Below are 14,126 nucleotides of genomic sequence, written 5' to 3'. Positions count from 1 at the left end.
GTTAAGCCGGGAGGGCAACGGCTTCGTTTGGCGGCCCCCTGTGCTAGGATGGCGGACCTAAGGACTTCAAAAAAGGGAGCGAAAGCATGGGCGGCGTGAGCGTTGGCGTCCTCGATCATTTCAACATCCGGACCCGGAATCTGGCCGAGACCGTCCGCTTCTACGAGGATGTGCTCGGCCTGGAAAAAGGCGCCCGGCCGAATTTCGCCTTCCCCGGCGCCTGGATGTACAGCGAGGGCAAGGCGGTGGTGCATCTCGTCGATATTTCTGCGACCGCCGAGCCACAAAAGCCGGATTCCGGCGTTGTCCATCATGTCGCCTTCGTCAGTCGCGGCTTTGACGGCATGAAGCGGCGGCTGGCGTCCAAGGACATGAAGTTCGAGTCCCGCCAGGTGCCCGGCGGCGACCTCTGGCAGATCTTCGTCAACGATCCCAACGGGGTCATGATCGAGCTGAATTTCGAGGCCGCCAGGGAGCAGGGGGCGGCGCCCGCCGAGAAGGCCGACGATATCGGCAGGCAGTAGCCTTTTGGGCGTTTCCGCTCTAATGGGGCATCCTAGAGTCTCGAGCATGACCTTGCCGGAAAGCCGCGCCACGCCTTGCGCTGGCGCCGTCCTCCGGCTCCGGATCATGCTCCGTTCAGGAGATGCGCTTTGAGCGTGACGCAGCAACAGGTTCTCGACAGCCTCGCCAGGATCAAATCTCCCCGCGGGGTCGCGCTCACCAATGCCAACGTGCTGAGCGCGATCAGCGCGTCCGACGGCAAGGTGTTCTTCTCGATCAATGTCGATGCCGCCGAGGCGAGGGCCTGGGAGCCAATCCGGGCCGAAGCCGAGGCCGCTGTGCGCACCATTCCCGGCGTCACCACCGTCATGGTGGCGCTGACCGCCGAGCGCAAGCCGGGCTCCGCGCCGCCGCCGCCCCCGCAACCCAGCCGCGGCACGCCCGGCGTGCAACCGGTCCATGCCCACAAGCCGCCGCAGGGCGGCGGGTCGCCGATGGCGCGGCAGTCGGAAATTCCCGGCGTTGCCGCCGTGATCGCGGTCGCCTCCGGCAAGGGCGGCGTCGGCAAGTCGACCACCGCGCTGAACCTGGCGCTGGGCCTGCGCGACCTCGGCCTCAAGGTCGGGCTGCTCGATGCCGACATCTACGGCCCCTCGGTGCCGCGGCTGACCGGCCTGCACGACAAGCCGGAGCTGAACGACGAGCGAAAAATGATTCCGCTTCGGCGCTTCGGTCTGGCCATCATGTCGATCGGCTTCCTGGTCGAGGAAGAGACCGCGATGATCTGGCGCGGTCCCATGGTGATGTCGGCGGTGACGCAGATGCTGCGCGACGTCGAATGGGGCAAGCTCGACGTGCTGGTCGTCGACATGCCGCCGGGCACCGGCGATGCCCAGCTCACGCTGGCGCAGAACGTGCCGCTGAAGGGCGCCGTGATCGTCTCGACCCCGCAGGATCTGTCCCTGATCGATGCGCGACGGGGGCTTGCCATGTTCAAGAAGGTCAACGTGCCCGTGCTCGGCATCGTCGAGAACATGAGCTACTTCCAATGCCCGCATTGCGGCACGCGGTCGGACATTTTCGGCCATGGCGGGGCGCGGCACGAGGCGGAGAAGCTCGAAGTCCCCTTCCTCGGCGAGATCCCGCTGCACATGGCGATTCGTGCTACCTCGGATGCCGGCAATCCCGTCGTCGACAGCGAGCCGGACGGTCCTCATGCGGCGATCTACCGCGCCATTGCAGGGCAGGTCCGCGACCAGCTCAAGGGCGTCATCGCGGCGGCCTGAGCCGGCCGCCCGGGGCACGCCTTCCTCGTCCTTTTGGGGGGCATGCGACTTTCGTAGAGTCCCGTCATGCCATTGTCGCGTTCCGCAAGCGGGGCTTCCGTGGTAAAGGCCCACGGCAGTCAAGCCCCTTCGGTTCGACGCGGCCCTAACGCGTCGCCGGAATGAGCGGCGGCAAGAAGAGAAGTTAAGGGGAAACGCCCCAGCAAGGAGAGACCTGAAGATGAAGCGTCGTGATTTTCTGAAAGTGTCGGCAGCAGGCGCGGCGGCAACCGCGGTAGCCTCGCCGGCGATCGCGCAGTCCTCGCCCGAGGTGAAGTGGCGCTTGACTTCGAGCTTCCCGAAGTCGCTCGATACCATCTATGGCGGTGCCGAGCAGGTGGCGAAGTACGTCGCCGAGATGACCGACAACAAATTCCAGATCCAGGTGTTCGCGGGCGGTGAAATCGTCCCGGCCCTCCAGGCGCTCGATGCGACCTCCAACGGCACCGTCGAGATGTGCCATACCGTCTCGTACTACTATGTCGGCAAGGACCCGACCTTCGCGATCTACGCCTCGGTGCCGTTCGGCCTCAATGCGCGCCAGCAGAACTCCTGGTGGTATCAGGGCGGCGGCATGGAGCTCGGCAACGAGTTCTTCAAGAAGTCGAACGTGATCGGCTTCCCCTGCGGCAACACCGGCACCCAGATGGGCGGCTGGTTCCGCAAGGAGATCAAGACCGTTGCCGACCTCTCCGGCCTCAAGATGCGCATCGGCGGCATCGCCGGCCAGGTGCTCCAGAAGGTCGGCGTGGTGCCGCAGCAGCTCGCCGGCGGCGACATCTATCCGGCGCTCGAAAAGGGCACCATCGACGCCGCCGAGTGGGTCGGCCCCTACGATGACGAGAAGCTCGGCTTCGCCAAGGTCGCCAAGTACTACTACTATCCGGGCTTCTGGGAAGGCGGTCCGACCGTCCACGCCTTCGCCAACCTGGATAAGTGGAATTCGCTGCCGAAGAACTACCAGGCGATCCTCACCAACGCGATGACCAATGCCAACACCTGGATGGCGGCGCGTTACGACATGCAGAACCCGGCGGCGCTGAAGCGACTGGTTGCCGGCGGCACCCAGCTTCGTCCCTTCACCAACGAGGTGCTGGAAGCCTGCCTCAAGGCAACCAACGAACTCTGGGCGGAGATCTCGGCCAAGAACCCCGACTTCAAGAAGTCGATCGACGCCATGCAGGCCTACCGCTCCGACGAATATCTGTGGTGGCAGGTTGCCGAATATACCTACGACAGCTTCATGATCCGCTCGCGCACGCGCGGCTGACCGCCTAGACCTAAAGTCGCAAAGACCGGAAAGCCCGGCCTCCATTGGAGGCCGGGCTTTTTCTTTGCCGCAGTGCGATCGGGATGGAATTGGGCGGCGGCTTGCGTCATGGTGGCGCCAAGCCTCGGCAAGAAGGCTCACAATCACTGGTACATCAGGGCAGGAAATCATGAAGAGAAGAGACTTCATCAAGGTCACAGGACTTGGTGCGGCCGGCGCCGCCACGCTCGCGGCTCCCGCGATCGCGCAGTCGATGCCGGAAATCAAATGGCGCATGCCGACGAGCTGGCCGAAATCGCTCGACACGCTGTTTGGTGGCGCCGAGATGATGTGCAAGATGGTCGCCGAGGCGACCGACAACAAATTCCAGATCCAGATCTTCGCGGCCGGCGAGATCGTGCCGGGCCTCCAGGTGCTCGACGCCGTTCAGAACGGCACCTGCGAAATCGGCCACACCGCGTCCTACTATTATTTCGGCAAGGATCCGACCTTCACCTTCGGCTCGGCCGTGCCGTTCGGTCCCAACATGCGCATCAACCAGGCCTGGTACATGCAGGGCGGCGGGCGCGACGTGCTCAACGAATTCTACAAGAGCTACAACGTCGTCTCATTGCTCGCGGGCAACACCGGCTGCCAGATGGGCGGCTGGTTCAGGAAAGAGGTCAACGCACCCGACGATCTCAAGGGCATGAAATTCCGCATCGGCGGCTTTGCCGGCCGCGTGCTCCAGAAGCTCGGCGTGGTGCCGCAGCAGCTCGCCGGCGGCGACATCTATCCCGCGCTGGAGAAGGGCACCATCGATGCCGCCGAATGGGTCGGCCCCTATGACGACGAAAAGCTCGGCTTCTACAAGATCGCGCCGCACTACTACTATCCCGGCTGGTGGGAGGGTGGGCCGATGCTGCTGGCCTTCGTCAACCTCGACAAGTGGAACGCGCTGCCGAAATATTACCAGAGCGTGCTGGAGCAGGCCGGCCACTACGCCAACAACTACATGATGGCGCGCTACGACACCGCCAATCCGCTGGCGCTGAAGAAGCTGCTCGCGGGCGGCGCCAAGCTGCACGCCTTCTCGCCGTCGATCATGGATGCCTGCCACAAGGCCGCCAAGGAGCTGCATGCCGAAGTCGGCGCGACCAACGCCAATTTCAAGAAGGTGCACGACTCCCTCGCCAAGTTCACGAGCGACGGCTACGCCTGGTTCCAGGTCGCCGAGGTCGGCTACGACATCTTCATGGCGCGGCGCTCGCAGAGCTGATCGCGTCACGCCGCCGAATGCAGCGCCCCGGAGCGGAAGCTTCGGGGCGTTTCTTGTGCGTCCTGCTTCTTTGAAACCAGGAGTACTTGACTTGTCGGGCAAAGCAGAATGTTAGGATCCAATGATCCGGAATATGGTTCGTCGGCAGCCGTTTGGACGTGACATGAGTTTCGATCCCGAGGCCGTTCAAAGCGCGCTGCTCAAGGCGTGGTCGCGGTCGACCGCGAGCCAATGGACGGCGGACAATCCGGCCGCAGGACAATGCAACGTCACGTCGCTGCTCGTTCATGAACTCTTCGGCGGCGACCTGCTGAAGACGCCACTGCCGGCCGGCGACCATTTTTACAATCGGATCGAAGGCAAGAGGTACGACTTCACGGCGAGCCAGTTCGACCGGCCGATCGCTTATGCGGACTTGCCTGCAGATGGGGCCGACGCGTTGCTGGGAGCAACGAACGATCAATTAGCCGAACTAAGGGCAGCATTTCAGCAGAGCCATACCAAGTCAGGCTAGCGCCATCAGGCAGAAGGCGAATGCGAGTGCGAGTGTGAAGCTGACAATGTGCATGCGTTGCCCGCCGTTGAGATTTGCGGAAGGTGTTTGTTCGGAGCGGATCCATCCATAAGGTGGTTCTTCGCTGCGCTCTCTCCATCCCTGCATGCTGAAGCGCCATTGCTTACACAAACCTGACAAGCGTGGCCTTCTTTGATGCCTGCTCATCAGCGGTGCGCCGGGAGAGACCATCGCGTCCGGAGGCGCGAGATTTCGTGTCATTCAACGCCCACGCGATGCGTAGTTTTTCGGTGTTCCTTTTACGGAACGGTCGAGTTATCGGAATCCGGCAATCGGGCTGAAGCTGCGGCGTGTCATCACGCCGGTCGCGCTTCACGGTACGGTATACCGGACTCAACCAGTCCCGACGGGAATGCAGCATTCACCGAACACGGCGGCTCTCGATCGTTGATCGAGATGCCAGGGCCGCCGTTTCCCGTGGGACTTCTCAAATGAGACTGGCAATTGAAATTCTACAACTCCTGGTCCAATCGGCCGACAGCTGGCTTTTTGAAGGGAGCCTTGCGGGGCTGAGCGATCGGGAATGGATGGCCTTGCGCTTTCTCGCCCGCGCAAACAGGTTCTCGCGGACGCCCACGGCTCTCGCCAGCTTTCTGGGCACGACCCGCAGCGTCGCATCGCAGATCGCCGCCGTGCTCGAGAGCAAGGGGTTGATGGTTCGCAAGCCATCTGCAGAAGACAAGCGCTCGATTGCGCTCTGCATCACGAGCGAAGGCGAGAAGTTCCTCGAGCGCGATCCAATTAACGTCCTTCGAGATCAGCTCGTGACACTTGAGCTCCCCGATCGATCTCAGCTGCGCGATACGCTTCGCCGCGTCCTCGATGGGCTCGATGTTGCCAAGCGCCGTCACAATGCCGACGTCTGCGGCAGGTGCATGTTCCTGATCGAGAGCGGAGAGGGGAAGGGTCGTCACTTCAAGTGCCGGCTGTTCCGGAAATCCATAGCTCCAAGGGACACGACCCTGCTTTGCGCCTATTTCGAGGGACGAGGCTAGGCGGCACTGGTGCCCGTGAGGATTGCTGCCGCGCACCGTGTCCTCATCCCGAGGGCCCGCCAACGGCGGGCGTCTCGAAGGATGGCCATAGGGAAGTCGCTTCCAAATGCGATTGGCCTGCGCCTCTTGGGGGGTACACCTGGTCGGCTTACACAAACCTGACAGACGACTGGTTCGGCCGGACGCTTTTTCGCTGGCCGAGGCGTCCGGAATGATGGAAGACAGCGAAGATGCCGCGCGAGGCGTGCGGTGACCTGAGTATCCGGCAGATATGCGATGCGCCTTCTGATCGTCGAGGACAATGCCGAGCTGTCGCGCCTCGTCGCTGGCGGGCTGGCGGCGGCTGGCTATCAGAGCGACATCGTCGGCAGCGCGGCCGAGGCGCGCGAGGCGGTGAGCAGCGTCAGCTATGCCGCGATGATCCTCGATCTCGGGCTGCCCGACGGCGACGGCCTGTCGGTGCTGCGCGAGTTGCGCCTCAAGATGGAACCGCTCCCCGTGCTGGTGCTGACCGCCCGCGGCGGTCTGCAGGACCGCGTCAGCGGCCTGCGCAGCGGCGCCGACGACTATCTCGCCAAGCCGTTCGCGATGGAGGAACTGGTGGCGCGGCTGGAGGCGATCCTGCGCCGGCCGGGCCAGCTGCTCGGCCGCTCGCTCAGTCTCGCCAACCTCGTCTACGACACCGAGAGCCGCCAGATCTTCGTCGACGACCAGCCGCGGATCATCTCCGCGCGCGAGACCTCGGTGCTGGAGATTTTGCTGCGCCGGCAGGGGCGGGTGGTGCCGAAGAAGAACGTCGAGGATCACATCTTCGGGCTCGACGGCGAGGTCGCCTCCAACGCGGTCGAGGTCTATGTTTCGCGGCTGCGCAAGCAGCTCGCTGAACACGGCGCCAAGGTCGTGATCCATACCATCCGCGGCGTCGGCTATCTCATGGACGTGGAGAAATAGCGTGAACCAGCTCGGATCCAACGTCGGATCCTATGCCGGGTCCTATGGTAGGTCTCCGACGTTCAAATCGCTGATCTGGCGCATCGTGTTCCTGCACATCCTGGCGGTCGCGGTGGTCGCGATCTTCCTGCCGCTGGTGCTGTTCTGGCTGCTCAATTCCGAGATCGACCAGCTGCATCGCGATGCCATGCGCGCCCAGGCCGAGGTGCTGGCGGAGCGCATCGTTGTTCAGCCGGGCGGATTGCTGACGTTCAATCTGCCCGACAGTCTCAAGGGTCTCTATTCGGAAGCGTATGGCCGCTATCAGTATGACATTCGCGATGCCGATGGCCGGCTGCTGTTCTCCTCCCATCGGCGCTCCGCCGCCACCGCTGCACCGCGCTCGTCGGAGAGCATTTCCGGCGCCGCCGTCACCCGCGACATCGACGGCAAGACGGTGCGCATCCAGGTTGCCGAGGACCTCGCGCACCGGGACGTCATCATCGACGACATCGTGTCGAATTTCTTCCGGCGCGTAGGATGGATCACCATCCCGATCCTGCTGGTCCTGCTCGCCACCGACATCATCATCTTCCGCCGCGCGATCGCGCCGCTGTGGAAGGCCTCCGAGGAGGCCAGCAATATCGGTCCGGCGCGCACCGACATCCGCCTGCCGACGGAGCAGATCCCGCGCGAGATCTTGCCGCTCGTCACCGCCGTCAACCAGGCGCTCGACCGCCTCGAAGGCGGCTTTCGGGTACAGCGGCAGTTCACCGCGGATGCCGCGCATCAATTGCGCACGCCGCTCGCGATCCTGCGCACGCGGATCGAGACGCTCGACGATCGGGCGGCACGGCATGCGCTGCATGCCGACATCGAAACCATGAGCCGCCTCGTCGCCCAGCTTCTGGAGATCGCCGAGCTCGACACCCTGGTGCTCGATCCCGGCGAGACTGCGGATTTGCGCGCCGTCTGCGCCGAAGTGGTCGCCTCGATCGCCCCGTTCGCGATCGCGCAGCACAAGGACATTGCGCTCCGGGGGACCGACGCGCCGGTCAGGATCCAGGGCAATGCGGAGATGCTGCAGCGCGCGGTCTTCAACCTGGCGGAAAACGCCATCAAGTTCACGGCAAAAGACACGACCGTTGACGTCGAGGTGCGCGAGGACGGTTCGGTGCGCGTGCGCGATAGCGGCCCGGGGATTGCGGAGGCCGAGCGTGAGCTGATCTTCCAGCGCTTCTGGCGCGCCGACCGCCGGCGCAGCGACGGCGCGGGACTGGGGCTTTCCATCGTGCGGGCGGTGGCGGACGATCACGCCGCGACGATTGCGGTGGAAAATCTTCCGGGGGGTGGGGCCGAGTTCACGCTGCGGTTTCGGCTGGCGGACAGCAACACCGCTTCACCCTCTCCCCTTGTGGGAGAGGGTGGCTCGCCGCGATAGCAGCGAGACGGGTGAGGGGTCTCTCTCCGCTAGTCTCACTCTCGATTGAATGCGCGGAGAGAGACCCCTCATCCGGCGCGCACTGCGTTCGCGCCACCTTCTCCCGCAAGAAGGCAGGGTAATCGCAGATGGCGCATTGAGAGACCCGAGCGCGCGCCTCGTCCTTCGAGACGACCGCTTCACGGTCTCCTCAGGATGGGGCTAAGCAGCATCGGTGCTCGTTGAAGCGAGTGCCGAACGTCCGGTCCTCATCCTGAGGGCCCGCCAACGGCGGGCGTCTCGAAGGATGGCTACAGGCGAAATCGCTGCCATATGCGATTGCCCTGCACAAGAAGGGGAGAAGGAAGAAAGGCCGTCGCTACTTCAGTTTACCCGTGGACAGATCCATGATCATGCGTGTGGCCAGATACAACCGCGGCACGATGCTGTTGATCTGCACATATTCGGCGTCGTTGGAGTGCGCACCGAAGCCCGACAGGCCCATGCCCTCCACCACGGCTCCACTGGTCTTCAGCGCGGCAAACGCTGCGTCTGTGCCGCCCCCGGTCGCCTTCTCGTCGACCTTGAGGGACATTCCGAGCTCCTGATAGATCGTCTTGCCGTAGGCCGCCACGCGGCGCGAGGCCTCGTTGGCCTCTAACGGCGGGCGACGCACCTCGAACTTCAGCTCGACCTTGGAGTCCGGCAGCAGGCGATCCTTGATCTTGTCCTGGAGGGCCTTCTCCAACTCGTCGAAATCGGACACCTTAAGCGCGCGCGCATCGGCCTGGGCGGTGGCGTCGGCAGGGATCACATTGCGGTTGGTGCCGGATTTGGAGACCGTCCAGTTCAGCTTCAGGCCCTGCTCGGGCTTGGACAGGTCCTTCATCTGCAGCACCTGGTGCGAGAGCTCGTACAGCGCATTCACGCCGCCCTCGGGCCTTGCGCCGGCATGTGATGACTTGCCCTGCACGGTGAGATAGGCCGAGCCGATGCCGCTGGTGGCGAGGCGCAGCGTGCCGTCGGTGCCGCCGCCTTCGAATGAGAACACCGCGTCCTGATCAGAGGCAAATTTGGTGATGGTGCTGCGCCAGCCGGGGGAGGAGATCTCCTCGTCGCCGTTCGCGAGCACCGTGAGCGTGCCGTAATCCCTGAAGCTCAGTTTCTGCAGCAACGCCACGGTATGGAGAATGAGCGCGACGCCCTGCTTGTCATCGGCGATGCCGAGGCCGTAGGCCTTGTCGCCGTCGATGCGGAACGGTTGATCCTTCAGCATGCCCTTCAGGTACACCGTGTCCATGTGGGCGATCAGCATGATCTTCTTGCTGCCTGTGCCCTTGAATGTGGCGTGCACGGCCGGTCCGATCTTCTCGGGCGTGTCGTCGAGGCGATAGATGTCGGTGGGTTGCAGGATCTCCACCGTGCCGCCGAGCTGTTTGAGCTGGCCTGCGACGCGCTCGGCGATCTGGTTCAGGCCTTCGATGTCCTTGCTGCCGGATTCGATGGCGACGAGATCGCGCAGCGTGTCGAGCAGCGGCTGCTGCTCCTTTTGCGCCAGCATGTGGACATCGGCGATCGGCTCAGCCTGCACCGACGTTGCGGCATATGTCAGCCAGAGTGAGGCGATCAACGGGCCAACGAGCGATGCGGCAGGGTGCGATCGGGGCATGAGCGGCCATCCATGGGATTGAGGATGGCCCGGTATGCCTCCGTTTCCGGTGCTTGTCACGCACGCCGTCGCGCGTCGTGCGCCGCTTGAGCGGAGCACGACGGCGCGTGTTGTCCCCGCTACTTTTGCGGCGGCCCGAGATCCAGCGGCGGCAACTCGATCTGCGGCACCTCGATCTTGATCGTGCTGGGGTCGATGGTCGACTGGACGCCCTTGTAGTGCATCACCATCGACGGGAACGCGATCACCAGAGCGACCATGATGATCTGGATGACGACGAATGGCACCGCGCCCCAATAGATCTGGCCGGTGGTGACAGGGTCCATCCGCTTGCCGGTGACGCGGTCGGTGTATCGGTCCTTCGGGGCGACCGAGCGGAGATAGAACAGCGCGAAGCCGAACGGCGGATGCATGAACGAGGTCTGCATGTTGACGCCGAGAATGACGCCGAACCAGATCAGGTCGATGCCGAGATGCTCGGCGGCAGGTCCGAGCAGCGGGATCACGATGAAGGCCAGTTCGAAGAAGTCGAGGAAGAAGGCCAGCACGAACACGAACGCGTTGACGAAGATCAGGAAACCGACCTGGCCGCCGGGCAGCGAGGTGAGCAGGTGCTCGACCCAGACGTGCCCGTTGACGCCGTAGAAGGTGAGCGAGAAGACGCGGGCGCCGACCAGGATGAACACGACGAAAGCGGACAGCTTGGCCGTCGATTCCGTGGCCTGCCGGATCAGGTCCCAGCTCAGCCGCCGCTTCGCAGCACCGAGGATGAGGGCGCCGGCGGCGCCCATCGCGCCGCCTTCGGTCGGGGTCGCGATGCCGATGAAGATCGTGCCGAGCACCAGGAAGATCAGGAAGAGCGGCGGCACCATGACGAAGGTGGTCTGCTGCGCCATCTTGGACAGGAAACGGAAGCCGGTGAGCTTGTCGATAACCCAGTTCAGCACGGCGACGGCGAACGCGAAGATGATGCCGTAGAACATGCTGAGCACGACGTAATCGGCGCCGTGCGTCTCCGAATGGCGCATCATGAACCAGCCGAACACGCAGCTCGCGATGAAGAGCACACCGAGCGAGCGGAGGCCACGATCGCCACTCTCCTCGCGAAAGCCGATGGCCTCCTTTGGCAGGCCCGGGACGGCCTTCGGGAAGATCACGCTGACGAGGAAGGCGTAGAGGGCGTAGAGGCCCGCGAGCACGAGGCCCGGGATGAAGGCGCCCTCGTACATGTCGCCGACGGACTTGCCGAGCTGGTCTGCCATCACGATCAGGACGAGCGAGGGCGGAATGATCTGCGCGAGCGTGCCCGAAGCGGCGATGATGCCCGTCGCCACGCGCCGGTCGTAGCCATAGCGCAGCATGATGGGCAGCGAAATCAGTCCCATCGAGATCACGGAAGCGGCGACCACGCCCGTCGTTGCGGCGAGCAGCGCGCCGACGAACACCACCGCGTAGGCGAGGCCGCCGCGGATGGTTCCGAACAATTGGCCGATGGTGTCGAGCAGGTCCTCGGCCATGCCTGACCGCTCCAGCACCAGTCCCATGAAGGTGAAGAACGGGATGGCGAGCAGCGTGTCGTTGTTCATCACCCCGTAGACGCGCTCGGGAAGGGCCTGGAGGAAGTCCGGGTGGAATTGGCCGAGCTCGACGCCGATGATGGCGTAGAACAGGCCGACGGCGCCGAGCGAGAATGCCGCGGGATAGCCCAGCAGCAGCATGACGACCAGCGACGCGAACATGATGGGCGCCATATTGGCGATGATGAATGCGGTCATGACTTCCCCTAAACCGTCGCCAACGGCTATTTCTTCTCGATCGCTCCGACGAGATGCTCGACTTCCGCCTCGAGCGCCGACACCTGGGATTCATGCGGGTCCGGGATCAACCCGCGCATGACCGCGATGCGCTTGATCAGCTCGGAGATGCCTTGAACGAGCAGGAAAGCGAATCCGATCATGATCAGGGATTTGGCGGGCCATTGCGGCAGACCGCCGGCATTGCCGGACTGCTCGTTGATCTCGAACGAGCGCTGGAAGAACGGCACGCCCGTGATGATCATGACGATGCAGAGCGGAATGAGGAAGAACAGGTGACCGATCACGTCGATCAGGTTGCGGACCGGCTTCGGCAGCGCGTTGTTCACGATGTCGATGCGGATGTGCTCGTTGTCGAGCAGCGTCCACGGCGAGCACAGCAGGAACACGATGCTGAACAGCACCCATTGCAGCTCGAGCCATGAATTGGATGACGTGTCGAACGTCTTGCGGACGATCGCATTGACCGCGGAGATGATGACGGCGGCCACGATCAGCCACGCCAAGCGTTTGCCCGTCCAGCGTGTGAACGCGTCGATTCCTCGGCTCAGCTTCAGGAGCGCTTGCAACGACGGATCCTCCCGATCGTGCCCCGGCCGTCTTGACTGCCGAAGCGGGCGCGTGGCTTGTCTCGCCGCGCAGGCATGAGGCTGTCGCACCAAACCAGCGGCCATGCCGCCCGTCAATTGGAAGTTTGTTGAGAGTTAAGGGGAATAAGGCCGCAGCCGATGGTGTCAGCCGCCGGTGACGCTCATATGCCTGGAGACGCTGGGACGGTCGTGGCGGCGGTCGATGATGAAATCGTGGCCCTTGGGTTTCAAGCCGATGGCGCGGTCGATCGCATCCGCAAGCAGCATGTCGTCATCGGATGCACGCAGAGGTTTGCGCAAATCGGAGGCATCCTCGTGGCCGAGGCAGGTGTGCAGCGTTCCCGTACAGGTAATGCGAACCCGGTTGCAGGATTCACAGAAATTATGCGTCATCGGCGTGATGAAGCCGAGCTTGCCGCCGGTCTCGGTGACGCTGACATAGCGGGCCGGACCTCCGGTGCTCTCCGCCAAATCCGTCAGCGTGAATTGCTGGGCGAGGCGCGCGCGCACCAGCGAGAGCGGCAGATACTGGTCGATGCGGCCCGAGCCGATCTCGCCCATCGGCATGACCTCGATCAGCGTCAGGCCCATGCCCTTGCCGTGGGCCCAGCGCATCAGGTCGGGAAGCTCGTCCTCGTTGAGGTTCTTCAGTGCCACCGCGTTGATCTTCACGGCAAGTCCTGCGGCGCGCGCGGCCTCGATGCCTTCCAGCACCTTGTCGATCTCGCCCCAGCGGGTGATCTCGCGAAACTTCTTGGGATCGAGCGTATCGAGCGAGACGTTGATGCGGCGCACGCCACAATCGGCGAGCTCGCTTGCGTGTTTCGCAAGCTGGGTGCCGTTGGTGGTCAGCGTCAGCTCGTTCAGGGCGCCGCTCGACAGATGCCGCGACAGCGAACGGACCAGCGTCATCACGTTGCGCCGGACCAGCGGCTCGCCACCGGTGAGCCGCAGCTTCTTGACGCCCTTGGCGATGAAGGCCGAGCAGAGCCGGTCGAGCTCCTCCAGCGTCAACAGGTTCGCCTTGGGCAGGAACGTCATGTCTTCCGACATGCAGTAGAAGCAGCGGAGGTCGCAGCGGTCGGTGACCGAAACGCGCAAATAGCTGATGGTCCGCCCGAACGGATCGGTCATCGGGGTGGACAGCGCGGCGGATCCGTTCATGCGAGAGGCCTTGTCACTGACGGCGACGGGCGCACCTTGGCTTCGGCGGTGCTCGGCACCCAATCTAAGCATCGGACGCGACGAGGACAATCGGGTGGTATACGTAGATCAGCGCCTGCCGGCGTTCGGATCGGGGAACGGTGAGCCCGCGGCCGTTGCGGCCTCAGCCGGTGCCGCAGCAGGCGCCGCGGCGGCCGGTTTGGGCTTCCTGGGCCGGTGCGGCTTGCGGATCGGTTTCGGCGGGGTGGCCGGCTGGAGTTCCGCAACCACCGGATTCGGGTCGGTGACCACCGAGGCCGGGGTGGTGAAATCCCCGGGATTCTTGATCACGTTCACCGGGACGCTCGCCGGCTGGTACTTGGGCAGCGCGAAAGCGACCGTAAACGGGGCCTCGGGTGCGGGAACCGAGACGGAGCAGGGTGTCTTGCAGCCCGGCCCGAGCGAGGTGGTGGCGTCGGCACCTGGCGGGTTGGATTCGATTCGGACCTGGACGGTCGGCGGGGCCGATTTGAACATGTCCCAGGACATCGAGGAGCAGCCCCCAAGACTTGCCGCTCCCAATAGACTCGCTCCGGCTAACGCAACCGCGATGACACGACGCATGACCCATCCA

General features: G+C 63.9%; 13 protein-coding genes. 8 read left to right on the top strand and 5 right to left on the bottom strand.

The window, feature by feature from the left end; all coding sequences use genetic code 11:
- The first annotated feature begins 86 nt into the window (after positions 1-86).
- From GDN70_RS24430 to GDN70_RS24395, 8 genes are all read left to right on the top strand, one after another.
- Complete coding sequence (locus GDN70_RS24430; RefSeq protein ID WP_028145311.1) at positions 87-524, top strand: VOC family protein; 438 nt, start codon at positions 87-89, stop codon at positions 522-524.
- 129 nt (positions 525-653) lie between these two features.
- Complete coding sequence (locus GDN70_RS24425) at positions 654-1,790, top strand: Mrp/NBP35 family ATP-binding protein (RefSeq protein WP_028145310.1); 1,137 nt, start codon at positions 654-656, stop codon at positions 1,788-1,790.
- Positions 1,791-2,010: 220 nt separating this feature from the next.
- Complete coding sequence (locus GDN70_RS24420; protein ID WP_152103129.1) at positions 2,011-3,099, top strand: TRAP transporter substrate-binding protein; 1,089 nt, start codon at positions 2,011-2,013, stop codon at positions 3,097-3,099.
- A 169-nt stretch (positions 3,100-3,268) separates the two neighbouring features.
- The gene (locus GDN70_RS24415) at positions 3,269-4,357 is read left to right on the top strand and encodes a TRAP transporter substrate-binding protein (RefSeq protein ID WP_028145308.1); all 1,089 of its coding nucleotides are present in this window, start codon (positions 3,269-3,271) and stop codon (positions 4,355-4,357) included.
- A 163-nt stretch (positions 4,358-4,520) separates the two neighbouring features.
- Complete coding sequence (locus tag GDN70_RS24410; protein ID WP_028145307.1) at positions 4,521-4,871, top strand: hypothetical protein; 351 nt, start codon at positions 4,521-4,523, stop codon at positions 4,869-4,871.
- A 491-nt stretch (positions 4,872-5,362) separates the two neighbouring features.
- A complete protein-coding gene (locus tag GDN70_RS24405; RefSeq protein WP_152103128.1) occupies positions 5,363-5,926 on the top strand; it encodes a MarR family winged helix-turn-helix transcriptional regulator in 564 nt (187 codons plus the stop codon).
- Positions 5,927-6,202: 276 nt separating this feature from the next.
- Positions 6,203-6,877, top strand: coding sequence for a response regulator transcription factor (locus tag GDN70_RS24400; protein ID WP_038946264.1), 675 nt, complete (start codon positions 6,203-6,205; stop codon positions 6,875-6,877).
- 1 nt (position 6,878) lies between these two features.
- Positions 6,879-8,297, top strand: a complete 1,419-nt coding sequence (locus tag GDN70_RS24395) for an ATP-binding protein (RefSeq protein WP_152103127.1) — start codon at positions 6,879-6,881, stop codon at positions 8,295-8,297.
- Between the two features lie 358 nt (positions 8,298-8,655).
- Here GDN70_RS24395 and GDN70_RS24390 read toward each other — a convergent pair whose 3' ends face one another.
- The 5 genes from GDN70_RS24390 to GDN70_RS24370 form a co-directional block, all read right to left on the bottom strand.
- The gene (locus GDN70_RS24390) at positions 8,656-9,945 is read right to left on the bottom strand and encodes a M20/M25/M40 family metallo-hydrolase (protein ID WP_049801678.1); all 1,290 of its coding nucleotides are present in this window, start codon (positions 9,943-9,945) and stop codon (positions 8,656-8,658) included.
- A 119-nt stretch (positions 9,946-10,064) separates the two neighbouring features.
- The gene (locus GDN70_RS24385) at positions 10,065-11,720 is read right to left on the bottom strand and encodes a TRAP transporter large permease subunit (protein ID WP_028145302.1); all 1,656 of its coding nucleotides are present in this window, start codon (positions 11,718-11,720) and stop codon (positions 10,065-10,067) included.
- Between the two features lie 26 nt (positions 11,721-11,746).
- Complete coding sequence (locus GDN70_RS24380) at positions 11,747-12,328, bottom strand: TRAP transporter small permease subunit (RefSeq protein WP_028145301.1); 582 nt, start codon at positions 12,326-12,328, stop codon at positions 11,747-11,749.
- A gap of 165 nt (positions 12,329-12,493) precedes the next feature.
- Entirely contained in the window at positions 12,494-13,513 is a 1,020-nt protein-coding gene (gene moaA / locus GDN70_RS24375) for a GTP 3',8-cyclase MoaA (RefSeq protein WP_018319985.1), read from the bottom strand.
- A 108-nt stretch (positions 13,514-13,621) separates the two neighbouring features.
- On the bottom strand, positions 13,622-14,116 hold the full coding sequence (locus GDN70_RS24370; protein WP_038946266.1) for a hypothetical protein: 495 nt from the start codon (positions 14,114-14,116) through the stop codon (positions 13,622-13,624).
- Positions 14,117-14,126: the final 10 nt, after the last annotated feature.

It is taken from the genome of Bradyrhizobium sp. TM102, assembly GCF_009176685.1.
Taxonomy (GTDB): domain Bacteria; phylum Pseudomonadota; class Alphaproteobacteria; order Rhizobiales; family Xanthobacteraceae; genus Bradyrhizobium; species Bradyrhizobium ottawaense.
The sequence above is the reverse complement of the archived record's forward strand: the minus strand, read 5'-3'. Positions and strand labels throughout refer to the sequence as shown.

Coding starts and splice junctions, on each gene's coding strand:
- GDN70_RS24430 (WP_028145311.1), top strand. CDS start 87: ATGGGCGGCGTGAGCGTTGGCGTCCTCGATCATTTCAACATCCGGACC.
- GDN70_RS24420 (WP_152103129.1), top strand. CDS start 2,011: ATGAAGCGTCGTGATTTTCTGAAAGTGTCGGCAGCAGGCGCGGCGGCA.
- GDN70_RS24415 (WP_028145308.1), top strand. CDS start 3,269: ATGAAGAGAAGAGACTTCATCAAGGTCACAGGACTTGGTGCGGCCGGC.
- GDN70_RS24410 (WP_028145307.1), top strand. CDS start 4,521: ATGAGTTTCGATCCCGAGGCCGTTCAAAGCGCGCTGCTCAAGGCGTGG.
- GDN70_RS24405 (WP_152103128.1), top strand. CDS start 5,363: ATGAGACTGGCAATTGAAATTCTACAACTCCTGGTCCAATCGGCCGAC.
- GDN70_RS24400 (WP_038946264.1), top strand. CDS start 6,203: ATGCGCCTTCTGATCGTCGAGGACAATGCCGAGCTGTCGCGCCTCGTC.
- GDN70_RS24390 (WP_049801678.1), bottom strand. CDS start 9,945: ATGCCCCGATCGCACCCTGCCGCATCGCTCGTTGGCCCGTTGATCGCC.
- GDN70_RS24385 (WP_028145302.1), bottom strand. CDS start 11,720: ATGACCGCATTCATCATCGCCAATATGGCGCCCATCATGTTCGCGTCG.
- moaA (WP_018319985.1), bottom strand. CDS start 13,513: ATGAACGGATCCGCCGCGCTGTCCACCCCGATGACCGATCCGTTCGGG.
- GDN70_RS24370 (WP_038946266.1), bottom strand. CDS start 14,116: ATGCGTCGTGTCATCGCGGTTGCGTTAGCCGGAGCGAGTCTATTGGGA.